This is a genomic window from Streptomyces sp. bgisy100 (assembly GCF_057709105.1).
This window is the reverse complement of sequence record NZ_JBYITE010000056.1, coordinates 1-12,516: the sequence shown is the minus strand read 5'-3', so window position 1 is coordinate 12,516 and position 12,516 is coordinate 1. Positions and strand designations below refer to the sequence as shown.

14 protein-coding genes, 1 pseudogene and 1 riboswitch are annotated in these 12,516 nt (G+C 73.0%); of the genes and pseudogenes, 5 read left to right on the top strand and 10 right to left on the bottom strand.

The window, feature by feature from the left end:
* Positions 1–187 precede the first annotated feature (187 nt).
* Positions 188–580: an ACT domain-containing protein gene (locus AC3EQ1_RS27285; RefSeq protein ID WP_432096993.1), complete on the bottom strand. Its 393-nt coding sequence runs from the start codon at positions 578–580 to the stop codon at positions 188–190.
* A gap of 10 nt (positions 581–590) precedes the next feature.
* A complete protein-coding gene (locus AC3EQ1_RS27280; protein WP_432096992.1) occupies positions 591–857 on the bottom strand; it encodes a CBU_0592 family membrane protein in 267 nt (88 codons plus the stop codon).
* Between the two features lie 8 nt (positions 858–865).
* A riboswitch (guanidine-III (ykkC-III) riboswitch) is annotated at positions 866–935 on the bottom strand.
* A 401-nt stretch (positions 936–1,336) separates the two neighbouring features.
* Here AC3EQ1_RS27280 and AC3EQ1_RS27275 point away from each other — a divergent pair.
* Positions 1,337–1,675 (top strand): STAS domain-containing protein, encoded by a 339-nt coding sequence (locus AC3EQ1_RS27275; RefSeq protein ID WP_432096991.1) that lies wholly within the window; start codon positions 1,337–1,339, stop codon positions 1,673–1,675.
* A 133-nt stretch (positions 1,676–1,808) separates the two neighbouring features.
* Here AC3EQ1_RS27275 and AC3EQ1_RS27270 read toward each other — a convergent pair whose 3' ends face one another.
* Positions 1,809–2,744: an MBL fold metallo-hydrolase gene (locus AC3EQ1_RS27270; RefSeq protein ID WP_432096990.1), complete on the bottom strand. Its 936-nt coding sequence runs from the start codon at positions 2,742–2,744 to the stop codon at positions 1,809–1,811.
* Between the two features lie 172 nt (positions 2,745–2,916).
* On the opposite strand from AC3EQ1_RS27270, the gene AC3EQ1_RS27265 reads away from it, so the two are divergent.
* From AC3EQ1_RS27265 to AC3EQ1_RS27255, 3 genes are read left to right on the top strand one after another with little or no spacing between them, the layout of a single operon-like run.
* A complete protein-coding gene (locus AC3EQ1_RS27265) occupies positions 2,917–3,135 on the top strand; it encodes a hypothetical protein (protein ID WP_432096989.1) in 219 nt (72 codons plus the stop codon).
* Positions 3,122–4,588 carry an amidase gene (locus AC3EQ1_RS27260; RefSeq protein WP_432096988.1) on the top strand — a complete coding sequence of 489 codons (1,467 nt, stop codon included), beginning with the start codon at positions 3,122–3,124 and terminating at the stop codon, positions 4,586–4,588. Before AC3EQ1_RS27265 ends, AC3EQ1_RS27260 begins: the two co-directional genes overlap by 14 nt.
* A 9-nt stretch (positions 4,589–4,597) precedes the next feature.
* Positions 4,598–5,164 (top strand): TetR/AcrR family transcriptional regulator, encoded by a 567-nt coding sequence (locus AC3EQ1_RS27255; protein WP_432096987.1) that lies wholly within the window; start codon positions 4,598–4,600, stop codon positions 5,162–5,164.
* A 125-nt stretch (positions 5,165–5,289) separates the two neighbouring features.
* On the opposite strand, the gene AC3EQ1_RS27250 is transcribed toward AC3EQ1_RS27255, so the two are convergent.
* From AC3EQ1_RS27250 to AC3EQ1_RS27240, 3 genes are read right to left on the bottom strand one after another with little or no spacing between them, the layout of a single operon-like run.
* Positions 5,290–5,604 (bottom strand): SCO4225 family membrane protein, encoded by a 315-nt coding sequence (locus AC3EQ1_RS27250; protein ID WP_432096986.1) that lies wholly within the window; start codon positions 5,602–5,604, stop codon positions 5,290–5,292.
* Positions 5,605–5,657: 53 nt separating this feature from the next.
* Positions 5,658–6,314 (bottom strand): response regulator, encoded by a 657-nt coding sequence (locus tag AC3EQ1_RS27245; RefSeq protein WP_432096985.1) that lies wholly within the window; start codon positions 6,312–6,314, stop codon positions 5,658–5,660.
* Positions 6,314–8,641, bottom strand: a complete 2,328-nt coding sequence (locus AC3EQ1_RS27240; protein WP_432096984.1) for an ATP-binding protein — start codon at positions 8,639–8,641, stop codon at positions 6,314–6,316. Before AC3EQ1_RS27240 ends, AC3EQ1_RS27245 begins: the two co-directional genes overlap by 1 nt.
* A gap of 320 nt (positions 8,642–8,961) precedes the next feature.
* Here AC3EQ1_RS27240 and AC3EQ1_RS27235 point away from each other — a divergent pair, with 320 nt between their 5' ends.
* Complete coding sequence (locus tag AC3EQ1_RS27235; protein ID WP_432096983.1) at positions 8,962–9,924, top strand: AEC family transporter; 963 nt, start codon at positions 8,962–8,964, stop codon at positions 9,922–9,924.
* A 175-nt stretch (positions 9,925–10,099) separates the two neighbouring features.
* Here the strand turns inward: AC3EQ1_RS27235 and AC3EQ1_RS27230 are convergent, their stop codons facing one another.
* The 4 genes and pseudogenes from AC3EQ1_RS27230 to AC3EQ1_RS27215 form a co-directional block, all read right to left on the bottom strand.
* Positions 10,100–10,504, bottom strand: a complete 405-nt coding sequence (locus tag AC3EQ1_RS27230; protein ID WP_432096982.1) for a hypothetical protein — start codon at positions 10,502–10,504, stop codon at positions 10,100–10,102.
* A gap of 403 nt (positions 10,505–10,907) precedes the next feature.
* On the bottom strand, positions 10,908–11,276 hold the full coding sequence (locus AC3EQ1_RS27225; RefSeq protein WP_388851874.1) for a low affinity iron permease family protein: 369 nt from the start codon (positions 11,274–11,276) through the stop codon (positions 10,908–10,910).
* A gap of 516 nt (positions 11,277–11,792) precedes the next feature.
* Positions 11,793–12,158: an erythromycin esterase family protein gene (locus AC3EQ1_RS27220; RefSeq protein WP_432096981.1), complete on the bottom strand. Its 366-nt coding sequence runs from the start codon at positions 12,156–12,158 to the stop codon at positions 11,793–11,795.
* Positions 12,073–12,379: pseudogene (locus AC3EQ1_RS27215) on the bottom strand (erythromycin esterase family protein); the annotation flags it as partial. The gene AC3EQ1_RS27220 and the pseudogene AC3EQ1_RS27215, both read right to left, overlap by 86 nt.
* Between the last annotated feature and the right edge of the window lie 137 nt (positions 12,380–12,516).

Sequence of the window (12,516 nt, the reverse complement as noted above, 5' to 3'; positions counted from 1 at the left end):
CAGCTCGCGGTTGCGGTTCGAATCCCCAGGGCGATCAAGCCGTCACGGCCCGGATGATCGCAGCTATTCGGCACCCACAACAGCAACTTCCGGTACACGCCCTGGGGTGCTCGGGGCCCGGTGGGCCGGCGGTGCCCGTACGGTGAGGGCTCCGGCAGCCGTGCCTCCGGCTGCGGACCCGGCTCCGTCACCGGCCGAGGTGTTCCAGGGCGGCCAGGGCGCGGGCGGCGTCGGCGTGGGGGACGAAGAGGTGGTCGTGGTGGAAGCCGGCGATCACATTGCAGCTCAGGCCGGCCCGGGCCAGGGCCTCGGCGACAGCCGCCGTGAGGCCGACCGCGTCGAGTGCGGAGTGCACGCGCAGGGTGATCCAGCCGGCGACGTACTCGTAGGCCAGGCCCGCCCGGTCGGCGTCCTCCCTGCTCAGGACGAGGGTCAGGCCTTCCTCCTCGGCGACGGTGACCACCGGGCGGACTCCGGCGGGAACGCGGCCGTCGGGGGCGACGGTGAACACGTACTCGCCCGCGTTGAGCTGCGGGCTCATTCCGGCGAGCAGCTTGCGGAGGTCCTTCTCTCCTGCCACGGGGTTCTCCTCACGGATCGGGGTGGTCGGTAGGAGCCGGGGTGCGCAGGCACGCGGCGGCCAGGGAAACGGCGGACACCAGGGCCCAGGAGCCCTCCAGCAACAGGAAGCCCCAGGACTCCTGGGTGAACGCGATCACCGCGAGGGCCGCCGAGCCCAGGAGGTTCAACGCCAGGGCGGTACGGGAGTCCCAGCGCAGGTGGCCGGTCCGACCGGCGACGTAGGCGACCAGGATGAGGAGGGAACCGGTGATTTCGACGAGATCGATGCGATGCATGGGTGCGCTGCGAGCCGTCTTTGCTGGGCCGGGTACGGCAACGCTCTCGTCCGGGGCGATGCCGGAACGGCGTCACCGTCGCCCACTGTAGCCCAGACGGCGCCGGGCCCGGGGGCCGGAGGGCGGCCCCTTCGCGACGTGCGGTTCCGGTCCGTTCGCGCAGGCCCGGCGGCCCTTGGCCGAACGGGGGCAGGGGGCGGCCACGGCCACCCGCGGTGGCCCCCGGCCCGGCCGCGGCCACTCGCCGGCTTCGCGGCCCGGAGCGCAGACGTGTCCTGAACCGGAGGGCTCCGGGCCGCCCCGGGTGTGGGAGGGTAAAAGGCAGGACGAGAGCTCAGTTCTTGAGACTCGGGCTCCGGTACCGCCGAAGGAGCGGTTCGACGAGCGCCCTTGCTCTGGATCCTGCCCGGCGCCCGCCGGGCCTGTGACAGCAGAAGCCACTTGCTGTTTCTGGGCTGCGCCCCCAAGGGGAGAGCAGCATGCAGGACTTCGACATCATCAGCACCTCCCAGGGCTCGCTCTGGCGACTGCGCCCGCAGGGAGAAATCGACATCGACGCCCGGCCCGCAGTGCACCGCGCCTTGGGCGGGCGACCGGCCACCGCCCATGACCTGGACATCGACATGGCCGACGTCTCCTTCATGGACGTCGTGGGCCTGCAGTTGATGGCCCATGTCGACACCGACGCCCGGAGCCACGGACTCGGCGTCACATTCCGCGGCTGGCAGCGCCAGCCCCGCTATCTGCTCGCGGTCGCCGGCGACTTCATCCGAGTCGGCGCCGCCCTCCACTCCCCCTTCACCAGGGACGCCGCGTGACATCGCAGGGCCTCGGCCGGCCCCTTCGCGCCGGCCGTTAAGGACCGACGGACCGTACAGCACGCAGCATCCGTCTGCGGTTGCCACCGCAGTACCTTCCGCCCCGTGACGGGCGGGGCTTCGACGCCTCGGGTCAGCGCAGCGCCGCCCCGGTCCCCTGGAGCGGCGGAACGGGCAGCAGCCGGAAGCCGTCCTCGTGTGCGGTCACGTGGCCGGCGGTGGGCGGCGGGAAGTGGGTGCCCAGCATGAGGGTGCCCGTACCGGCCAGCGAGGCGAGCAGCTCACGGCGCGTCGCCTCGGACCGCCGCGGGTCGGTGTCGACGCAACTGCCGATGGCGGGACGGGCGAGCTGGACGGGGTGATGGATGCAGTCGCCGGTGATCAGCGCTGCCGCGTCACCGCTGGTGAGCTCGACGGCGATGTGTCCCGGTGTATGGCCCGGGGTGGGCAGCAGACGCAGGCCGGGGGCGAGCCGCGCGCCGTCGGCCGGTACGTCGACCGCATCGAGCAGTCCCGCCTTCTCGACCGGGAACACGGAGTCGTGGAACATCTGCCGCCGCGGTTCGTCCATGGCGTACCCGGCCCAGAACTCCCACTCGGTACGGGAGGTGACGTAGCGGGCGTTGGGGAAGGTGGGCACCCACGCGCCGTTCTCCTCGCGGGTGTTCCAGCCGACGTGATCGGTGTGCAGATGGGTCAGGAGGACCAGGTCGACGGAGGCCGGGGGAAAACCGGCGGCGGTGAGACGGTCGAGGTAGCCGGTTTCGAGGTTGTGCCACGCCGGGTTGGCCCGTGTCTTGCCGTTGCCGATGCCGGTGTCGACCAGGACGCGGAGCCCGTCCACCTCGAAGGCGAAGCTGTGACTGTCGATGCGCGGAAGGCCGTCGTCGTCCGCGAAGTCGGGGCGCAGCCAGGCCTGTTGCGCGACCACCTCCTCGGTGGCGTCGGGCAGCAGCCAGCGTCCGGTCGCGGGCGGCAGGGGAACCTCGTCGATGCGGTGGACGGTGATGTCACCCACGGCCCAGGAGGGGGCGGGGGTGCCGGTGGTGTGGGCCGGTGCCGTGTGCATGTGCTGACGGTTCCTTCGTGAGAGCGGCACGTGTGCCTGGCGGCAAGTGGACAACCCTTTAAAGCAATGGCTTTGCGTTTAGAGACCGTAAGGCCTACGGTCTCTAAACGCAAACCCTTAGCTTTACGTGAGGGCCGACCGGCCGTTCACGCCCGCCCGAGGAGACGCCCCCATGCCCACCGATGAACTCACCGCCGCTGAGGCGGCCCGCTGGGCCGCCCGAGCCGGACTGCCGCTGGAGGAGGCGCGCCACGACGGGGTGGCGGCCACGGCCCGTCACATCCATGCCGTCGTGTCGGTCCTGCGAGAGCTCGACTTCGGCGACACCCCGCCCGCGTTCGCCTACCGCGCCGGAGAGGCCGGAGAGGAGGAGCTCGATGCAGCCGTGTGAACTGTCGCTCGCCGACGCCGCGGAGGCGATACGGCAACGGCGGCTGTCCCCCGTCGAACTGGTGGATTCGGTGCTCGACCGCATCGAGCACGTCGAACCCCGGCTGAGCGCCTACAGCGCCCTGACGGCCGAACGGGCCCGTGGCGCGGCGCGCGAAGCGGAGCAGGAAGCCGTGGCCGGCCGCTTCCGTGGCCCGCTGCACGGCATCCCCACGGGGCTGAAGGACCTGATCGATGTCGCGGGCATGGCCACCGCGGCCGGCTCCCGGGTCCGGTCCGGACACCGTGCGGAGACCGACAGTACGGTCACCGCCCGCCTGGCGGCGGCCGGCGCGGTGCTGGTCGGCAAGACCCATACGCACGAGTTCGCGTACGGCCTGATCACGCCCCGGACGCACAACGCCCGGGATCCGGGGCGGGTCGCCGGCGGGTCCAGCGGCGGATCGGCCGTCGCCGTCGCGGCGGGCGCCGCGACGTTCGCCCTGGGCACCGACACCGGCGGCTCGATCCGCGTCCCGTCCGCGCTGAACGGTGTCGTGGGCCTCAAGCCGACCTACGGACTGGTGCCCCGTCACGGTGTGACGAGCCTGTCCTGGTCGCTGGACCACGTCGGCCCCGTCACCCGGACCGTCGAGGACACGGCGCTGGTCCTGACCGCTCTCGTGGGACACGATCCACGTGACCCGGCCTCGCTCGCCGCACCCGTCGCCGACTACCGGCCACGCACCGGAACGGATCTGACGGGGCTGCGCGTCGGGGTGCCGCGCACCTACTACTTCGACCGAGTCCACCCGCAGGTGGAGGCCGCGGTCCGGCGTGCCGTCGACCGGCTGGCGGACCTCGGCGCACGGCTCGTCGAGGTCGACATCCCGATGACGCGCTACATCCAGGCCACCCAGTGGGGGCTGATGGTCCCCGAGGCCACGGCCTACCACGAACGGGCCCTGCGGGCCGTCCCCGACCTGTACGGGGCCGATGTCCGCGCCCTGCTCGAGGCCGGCGAACTGATGACCGCGGGGGACTACCTGCGCGCCCAGCGCTCCCGGACGGTGATGCGCCGGGAGTGGGCCCGCATGCTGGAGGACGTCGACGTGGTCGCCGCCCCGACGGTCCCGATGCCCGCGGTGCCGGCCGGCCAGGAGACGGTCACCTGGCCCGACGGCACGGTCGAGAGCGTCCCGGACGCCTATGTGCGCCTCTGCGCACCCGCCAACATCACCGGGGTCCCCTCGCTGACCCTCCCGGTCGGGCACGACCGGGACGGGATGCCGATCGGGATGCAACTGCTCGGGCGCCCGCTGGCCGAGGCGGTGCTCCTGCGGGTCGGCCGCGCCTACGAGCGGGCCGAACTCCCCCGTGAGCCCGCCCGGCCGGGCGAACGGCGGGCACAGGCTCCGGCTCTTCCCCCGCGGGCAGGCTCCGGGACCGGTCCGGACCCCACCCATGCGTTTTAAGGTGGAGCCATGAGTGGACGGCAGATGGTGCGTCCCGGCGGGCGCAGCGCCCGGGTCCAGGCCGCGGTCCACGCCGCGGTGCGGGACCTGGAGTCGGAAGCCGGCCGGAGCGCTCTGACGATTCCGCTGGTCGCCCAGCGGGCCGGGGTCACCCCGTCGACGATCTACCGTCGCTGGGGTGACCTCCAGGAGCTGTTGTCGGATGTGGCGGTGGAGCGGCTGCGGCCCGAGGCGGCGCCGGCGGACCTCGGCGATCTGGCGTCCGACCTGACGGCCTGGGCGGAACAGTTCCTCGACGAGATGGCCTCGCCCCCGGGCCGGGCCTACGTCCGCGACGCGCTGCTGGGAGACCCGGACGGCGGGAACGCCGGCCAGTGCTCGGGCTACGCCGCGGAGCAGATCGGCATCATGCTCCGCCGCGCGGCCGACCGCGGGGAGCGGGCGCCCGGCACCGAGACCGTCATCGACCGCCTCGTCGCACCGTTGATGTACCGCGTTCTCTTCCGCCCCGACGGCCTCGACGACGCCTACGCGCGCCGCCTCGTCACGGACGCTCTCGGCCCGGCCGGCCGCTGACCGGAGCGGCCGCGACCGGGGCGCCCGGAGCACGCCTGGAGCACGCCCGGGATCGACCGCCACCCGGGGCCGACCGCCCACCGCACCGGACGGCACCGGGCCGGGAGTTGTCGCCGGGCCCGGGGTCAGCGGCGTGCGGCGCCGCGCTGCCGGAGGGTCCGGGTGCACCAGCCGATCAGCGTGGCATTGACCAGCGCGCCGACGATCACGGCCGCGTACAGGAGGGCCGACGGGCCCGGGAGTGCGACGACGACCATGCTGAGGGGGGCGGTGACGAGCAGGGGGACGACAGCGAACAGGCTGGCGTCGGGGTGCTCGACGAAGGTGCTGTCCACCCAGGTCCAGATCAGAAGCGCGCAGCACACCGCGAGATACCCCCTGGCGAACCAGTTGACGAAGGCCAGGGCGAGGATGCGCTGTATCCGGCTGTTGTTGCTCATGGTCCGTTTCTCTCGTTTCCTCTGTGGTGGTTGCCGGTGGTGGGGTGCGGCCGTCATGGCGCCCGGAAGTCGCTCGGCCGTACCAGGCCGACGTCGTAGGCGAGGATGGTCGCCTGGACCCGGTCCCGGAGCTCCAGCTTGGTCAGGATTCTGTTGACGTGGGTCTTCACGGTTCCCACGGCGACGTCGAGGTCGTCGGAGATCTCGGCGTTGGTCATCCCCGATGCCACGAGCCGGAGGATCTGCCGTTCGCGCGGGGTGATCCGGCTCAGCACCCCGGAGGTGTCCGCGGCGGCGGGCGGCCCTTGCGCGAAGGAGTGGATGAGCCTCCCGGTGACGGACGGGGCGAGCATGCCGTCCCCGGCAGCCACCACGCGGATCGCGCCGAGCAGGTCCTCGGCGCGGGCGTCCTTGAGGAGGAAGCCCGAGGCGCCCGAGCGGAGCGCTTCGTAGACATAGGCGTCCAGGTCGAAGGTGGTGAGGATCAGGATGCGCGGAGCGCCGTCGAGGGCCGTGATCAGCCTGGTGGCGGTCAGTCCGTCGACGCCGGGCATCCGTACGTCCATCACGACGATGTCGGGGCGGAGCCGTTCGGCGAGTTCGACGGCCGAAGCACCGTCACCGGCCTCGCCGACGACCTCCATGTCGGGTTCGGCGTCGATGACGGCGACGAACCCGGACCGGACGACCAACTGGTCGTCGACGACCATCACGTCGATGGCGATGGTGACCCCTCCTTCTCCTGAACATGTCCGTGACCGGCGGGCAGCCGCACCCGCAGCGTGCCCGGGGAATCCGCGGTGGCCTCGCCACCGAGCACATCCGCCTGCGCCCTCAGCAGGGTCATGACGGGCTCCGCGGTGGCCCGTGGCACGCCGGAGACGACGAGGTCCAGCCGCTCCGGTGCGTGCACCAGCAGCACGTCCGCCGGGTCCCCGTCGCCCGCGCCCAGGGCCCGCTCCACGATCCGGAAGGCGGCCAGGCCCACGCTCGTGGGCAGCGGCCCCGCCGCGGCCTCCGGTTCGTGCAGCGTCACCTGCCGCCCCAGCGCCCGGTACTGACGACAGAGCAGATCGAGGTCGTCGACGGTGGGCTGCGGGGCGCGCTCCGCGTCCGGCGGGGCGGTGTGGAGGTGACTCAGCAGCTCCCGCATGGCGGTCAACGCCTCCCTGGCGTCCGCTGCCGCCTCCGCCAGCTCGCCGCGCTCCGCCCGGCCGACCATGCGTCCGGTCCGGCTCAGCACGCTCATCCGCAGTCCGCGGACCATGCGCTGCCGCTCCGCGCTCGCTTCGGCGACCGCCGCCGACACGACGGCCGCGAACGCGTCGCCCTCGGACTCCAGCGTGCGGTCCCGCCGGGCGCGCCATGCCCGGCCGGCCCACCGGGCGCCGGTGAACAGCCCGGCGGTCGCCAGGGCCGTTCCCCCCGCCCAGGCCACGGTCGCCCCGTCGGCCGTCGCGCCCGGCCCCGCTGCCAGGACCGTGACGGCCACCAGGTACCCGCAGACGGCGAGCGGCACGGCCGCCCGGGCCGGCGGAGTCCCGCGGCCGTGCGCGGCGACGCCGAACACCGCCGCGGCCGTCACGGCCGCACTCGCCAGGAGGGAAACCGCGTACGGCCCGTCCCGGGCGCCGAGTACCGCTGCCAGCGGCCAGAGGCCGGACAGGGCCGACACCGCGCACAACACCGTCCACGGCGCACGCCGCATTCCGAGCAGGGGCAGGCACTGCGTGCCCGCCAGCAGAGCGGTCAGCGCGCCGGGCCCGAGTCCCGATCCGGCAGCCCCGGAGGCCGCCGGTGTGGCGAGAGCGGGAAGCAGCGGATTCGTCACCAGGCCCACGGCTGCCACCCCTTGAGCGAGCCGGAACCGGTCCACTCCTCGCTCCTGGCCGCCCGCGCCCGAGGCGCCCGGACCGCTGCCGGGCAGCTCGGCCCGTACACACCATCCGCCGCCCCGCTCGGGACCGGCGGTGAGCCGCCCGCCGGCGGCGCGAGCGCGCTCCCGCATGCCCGCCACGCCCCGGCCGCCGCCCAGTTCGGACGAGCCGTCGGCCTCGCGGGCGGACGCGGCGTTGCGGACCACGAGCTCCACGGTGTCGCCCACGACGGTGCAGCGGACCTGTACGTGCGCGCCCGGAGCGTGCCGCAGCGCATTGGTCAGCGCCTCCCGCACAATGCCGTGCACCGCCTCGCCCCGCGTGCCCGGCAGATCGGACGGCAGGTCGAGGAGGATCGGCTGTCCGAGCCGCCGCAGACCGGTCGCGAGCTCCTCGATCTGCCGGACGACGCTCCCGGACTCCTCGACGGGCCCGCCCAGCCCGGAACGGGCCTTCACCAGCGTGCCCAGCACCTCGTAGCCGGTACGGGTGACGAAATCCAGCGCCTGCCGGGTCATCGCGGGCCTGCCGTCCCCCAGCCTGAGGGCGGCCTCGGCCGTGACGACGACCGCGGTCAGGTGATGGGCGCTGACATCGTGCAGCTCCCTCGCCAGCCGGCCGCGTTCCACCGCGGGCAGCCGCCGCCTCTCCTCCTCGGCGCGGGCCAGCCGGCGTGCGGCGGCCGCCCGGTCACGGGACCGGCGCCGGGCCGGCATGCCGGTGCCGAGGGCGAGCGCGTACGTGACGACGGTGAGCAGGACGTCCAGGCCCTGGGCGCGGCCGATCCCGTGCAGGGACATGCCCCACAGCGTCTGCCAGCCCACCAGCGCGGCGGCGACGAGCACCGTGGTCCGGACGTCGCAGCGCGCGGCCACGGCGTGGAGGGCCAGGCCGACACCGGCGGTTCCCAGGACGGCGAAGCCGCCGGGGGGAACGCCGGTGGAGCCGAGCGCGCAGGCCGACACGACCACCAGGAGGGCGAGGACCGGCCGTTGGCCCCGCCACGCCAGCGCCGCACCGGCCGGTGCGATCACCAGGGCGGCGATGAGCAGCGCCGGGCCCGGGACCCGTTCCGCACGCAGCAGCGCGGTTCCGGGCCAGGCGAGCACCTGAGCGCACATCAGGACGATCGGCAACGTCCGATCCGGGAAGTTCTTCATGACATGGCGAGACTATGGGCCACTGACCAGGGTTTACGTCCCCCCTCGGGACGAAGACGCCGTGTATCCCGGGATAGACGCCCTGTCGTCCTCGCCGTCCGGGGCTGCAGGCGGCTCGGGGCCGGGCGAGGGGGCCGGCCGGCCGGCGGCCCGGACCTCCGGCGGGCCCGGGCCTCCGGCGTTGCGACTTATGATCATGAACGCTTCGGAGCCGACGGCGGCGGCACCCGCTGACGGCCGCGCCTGAGGAGAACAGCGCGGCCGGGGCGAACGGCGTGGCTGGGCAGAACGGCGCGGCTCAAGGAGTGGTTCACCAAGGGGTGGTGCACGAAGGGTGGCTCATGGAAGCGCTGGAGAAACTGTTACCGGTCCTCCTGGCCTTCGGATGCGGGATCGTCCTCGCCCGCCGGAAGGTGGTGCCGGCCGAGAGCTCCAAGGCCTTCGCGGACTACGCCTTCCTCTTCGCCGTGCCCTGCTACCTGTTCGGGAACATCTCCACCAGCGACCTCTCCCGGCTCTTCGACTGGCGCGCGCTCACCGGCTACGCCGCCGCGGCGGCCCTCGCCGTCGTCCTGATCGGTGTGTTCGCCCGGATGCTGGGGGTGCGCGGGCCGCGCGAGATGGCGCTGCGCATCATGGCGGGCGTCCAGGTCAACACGGCCATCTTCGCGGTGCCCGTGTTCATCATGATGTTCGGGAACGCCGCCCCGGTCTTCCCGGTGCTCCTCTTCCAGGTCTGCGTGCTGTCCCTGGTCATCGTCTCGATCATGGAACTGGGCCGCCCGGGCGGCTCCGGCAGCCGGGCTCGCAAGCTCCGCACCGCGGTCGTCGCCTCGCTGCTGACCCCCGTGGTGGTCGCCTGCAACGCCGGAATCGTGGTCAATCTGCTGTCCCTGCACCTGCCGCGGACGGTGCTGGACAGCTTGGCCTTCGTCGGCGACAGCGCCTCGCCGGTGGCCCTGTTCGCCCTCGGTCTGCACCTGGGCGGCGCGGGCCTGACGGTACGGGGGACCACGCGCGAGGAGATGTGGCTCATCGCCTTCAAGTGCGTGGCCTTCCCACTGCTGGCCTACGCGGTCTGCCGCTTCGGCTTCGGGGTGGGCGGTGCCTGGCTGCACTACCTCGTGGTGATCGCCGCAATGCCCGCACCGCAGAACCTTTTCGTCTTCGCCCAGCGCTACGAGGTGAGCGTGGACCTGTCCGCCGCCCTCGTCGTCAAGAGCTCGGCCGTCGCCCTGGCGCTGCTCCCGCTGTGGATGCAGTGGGCCGCGCCCGCGGGCTGAGCGCGTACGGCCGACGGGGCCTGCGGTCGGCCGAAGGGGTCCTGCTCCCGGCTCAGGAGGGACCCGTCCCCCGGGTACGTCTCACGTCCGTGCTCCGAGCCCACGGGGCACCAGGGCCGTGCCGCGGAGGCGGCGGCCGGCCCGTACTGCCGGCCGCCCGCCGCCTCGTTGCTGCTCAGCCGTTGTAGACGGCCCAGCGCTTCACCTTTCCGTGGCCGGAGCAGTCGCCGCCGAACTTCCAGTAGCCGACGCCGACCAGCGGACCCCGGATCGACGTTCCGTCCGTGCACAGCGTGTACGCGCCCGAACGTCCGGACGAGACACGGCAGTTGGCCTTCCAGCGCTTGCCGCTGTTGACGAAGTCCCTGCAGTACGACACCCGGGCGGGCGCGAAGGAACCGGCATCGGTGCGGTGCACGGCCGGCTTCCCGGGCTCGGCGTCGGCGTGCGCGGCCGCCCGGGAGGTCTTCGCGTGGACACCCTCCGGGACCGCGGGTCCGGCCAGCGCGGGAGCGGCGGCGCCACCCGCCAGGGCGGCCGCCACGGCCACCAGGGCGAAGGCCTTCTTGGCACGGGTCATGGCAACTCCTCTTGGTATACGGCCATGGGGAGGGCGCACGACCGGACGCGCCGTGTCTTCACCCCCGTCGGCCGGGAACGGCTTCCCGGCCTGTCACCACGGTGCCGGTTCCGGCCGTCCGCCCGTATCGCCCTGGGGTCGGACACCCCGTCGGCCGCCTCCGCCGGATGGGGGAGGCACGACCGGCCGCACCCACGCTGCGTGTTGCGTGATCCGCGTCCGCCCCGGCAGAGCCGGCCGCTCATCCCCCGCGCCTGGTCCAGAATCGACGGATGGACGTCCCCGAGCTGCCGGCATGCCGACGGGCGGGGCTGACGAGCGGATCTGTTCGTCCGCCCCGCCCCCCGGCCGGGCCGAGGACGCCGGAAGGACGACGGGCCGTACAGGAGAGGAGGGGACCGCGTCAGGTCTCGTCCTCCATGCGGATGGCGTCGCGGAGGTCCTGAGCTGACTGCCCCGACCTGCCCTCCTGGGCGTCGAGCAACGCGGTGGCGATGGCATCCAGCTTGCGCTGAATCGCGTGTTCGGCCCGCCGTTCGGAATTCTTCAGCAGCGCCAGCAGCAACAGGGTGACCGCCGTCATCGCGTCGCCGAGCAGCAGCAGCCACTTCAGCGGCACATGCACCAGGTGAGCGCCGACGACGGCCGCCACCAGGGCCAGACACAGTCCGAAGAAGACCGGTGAGCTGGTGAAGTTCGAGGCCTTCTCGGCGAGGCGCGCGAACCGCCCCTGTGTACTGCCGCCGCGATGAGCGGGATGTTGCAGCGTCATGCGGTCTCCTCACCTTGTCCAGGGGTGTTCGCCCGGGCCCGGTCACCTGGTCCCGGGGGGGGTCTGCCCGGGACCGGTCACCTCGCCCCGGGGGGTATCTGCCCGGAGCCGGTCGCCTCGCCCCGGGGTGTCTGCTCGGGTCCGGCTGCTCTCCGGGCCCGGCAGCTTCAGTGACAGTGAAGCGTCACCCGACAACAGCGCGTCACAGCCGGCGAGCGGCGCCCGTGGGCAGCGGCCACGGCTACGGTGATGCGGCGGCCGCGACATGGCACGGCGGACGAAGAGGCGTGGCGACGGCGCCACCAGCGGCGCGGAACCCGTCCGCGGTTGTTGTCGGCACAGCAGTCCTCCGTCCTGGAGCCGGGGTGCGGGCGATGACTGATGAGGATGACGGGCATCCACCCGTGCGACTGCCCGGCGAGCGAAGGGGAAAACTGGCGGACACCCTGTGGTGACGGACGGGAATCCCCTGGTCACGCAAGGCCGCGTGAAGCCGCGTGCGGGGATCCCCGCGGTTCACTCCGGGAGCAGCCCCGCAGCCGTGACCCGGTGCAGGTGGATCAGTACGTCGTGGCTGGGCAGCAGCGGAATGTCGAACTTCGACAGCTCGGGGTAGACGGTGCCGATGCTCAGGGTCGGGCGGGCGGTGGCGAGCCAGTTCCGGGCCGCCGGAGCGGCGGTCCGCTGGTCCAGCAGGTAGTCACGGTGGCGCACCCGGTCCAGGGTGTGTTCGTTGCTGCCCGGGGCGGCGGGGCCCACGGTGAACCGCCGGTACGTCCCGTCGCCGCCGTCCGCGGTATTCGCGGTTGTTCCAGAGGCGGTAGGACTCCTGGAACTCCTCCCGCATGATCTGTCGCGGATCGCCCTCGCCGCGCAGCACATAGGCGTCGAGCCGCTGCCTGGTGCTCCAGGGGGCCTCCAGGGCGAACGTCCGGAAGCCCTTCTCCCGGACCAGGTAGCGGAAGACGCGGTACTTCATGGTGAAGACCGATCATCCGGCCGAGCGGCCGCAGATCGTGCACGGACCCGGATGGCCCGGTGGAGCGGAGCGGGACGGCGGCCCGGTCCAGTGCGCTTGACGTGCTCCCTGGCCTGAAGTCCAGGGATTCCGGTCTGGGTCGGTTGACCCTTCCGGGGGCTTCCTGCTTCACCGCGCTGTGCGGGCAGGTGTGCCCGTCTTACCGGCGCTCCACAGGCGTTTGGCGTCTCCACCCGCCCGGCGGCGACGATACGGCGTCCC

Excerpts from the sequence above, each read along its gene's own strand:
- AC3EQ1_RS27255 (WP_432096987.1), top strand. The coding sequence starts at position 4,598 with ATGAGTGGACGGCAGATGGTGCGTCCCGGCGGGCGCAGCGCCCGGGTC.
- AC3EQ1_RS27260 (WP_432096988.1), top strand. The coding sequence starts at position 3,122 with ATGCAGCCGTGTGAACTGTCGCTCGCCGACGCCGCGGAGGCGATACGG.
- AC3EQ1_RS27265 (WP_432096989.1), top strand. The coding sequence starts at position 2,917 with ATGCCCACCGATGAACTCACCGCCGCTGAGGCGGCCCGCTGGGCCGCC.
- AC3EQ1_RS27270 (WP_432096990.1), bottom strand. The coding sequence starts at position 2,744 with ATGCACACGGCACCGGCCCACACCACCGGCACCCCCGCCCCCTCCTGG.
- AC3EQ1_RS27245 (WP_432096985.1), bottom strand. The coding sequence starts at position 6,314 with ATGGTCGTCGACGACCAGTTGGTCGTCCGGTCCGGGTTCGTCGCCGTC.
- AC3EQ1_RS27250 (WP_432096986.1), bottom strand. The coding sequence starts at position 5,604 with ATGAGCAACAACAGCCGGATACAGCGCATCCTCGCCCTGGCCTTCGTC.
- AC3EQ1_RS27280 (WP_432096992.1), bottom strand. The coding sequence starts at position 857 with ATGCATCGCATCGATCTCGTCGAAATCACCGGTTCCCTCCTCATCCTG.
- AC3EQ1_RS27220 (WP_432096981.1), bottom strand. The coding sequence starts at position 12,158 with ATGTGCTGCGCGGCGAGGGCGATCCGCGACAGATCATGCGGGAGGAGT.
- AC3EQ1_RS27225 (WP_388851874.1), bottom strand. The coding sequence starts at position 11,276 with ATGACGCTGCAACATCCCGCTCATCGCGGCGGCAGTACACAGGGGCGG.
- AC3EQ1_RS27240 (WP_432096984.1), bottom strand. The coding sequence starts at position 8,641 with ATGAAGAACTTCCCGGATCGGACGTTGCCGATCGTCCTGATGTGCGCT.
- AC3EQ1_RS27230 (WP_432096982.1), bottom strand. The coding sequence starts at position 10,504 with ATGACCCGTGCCAAGAAGGCCTTCGCCCTGGTGGCCGTGGCGGCCGCC.
- AC3EQ1_RS27275 (WP_432096991.1), top strand. The coding sequence starts at position 1,337 with ATGCAGGACTTCGACATCATCAGCACCTCCCAGGGCTCGCTCTGGCGA.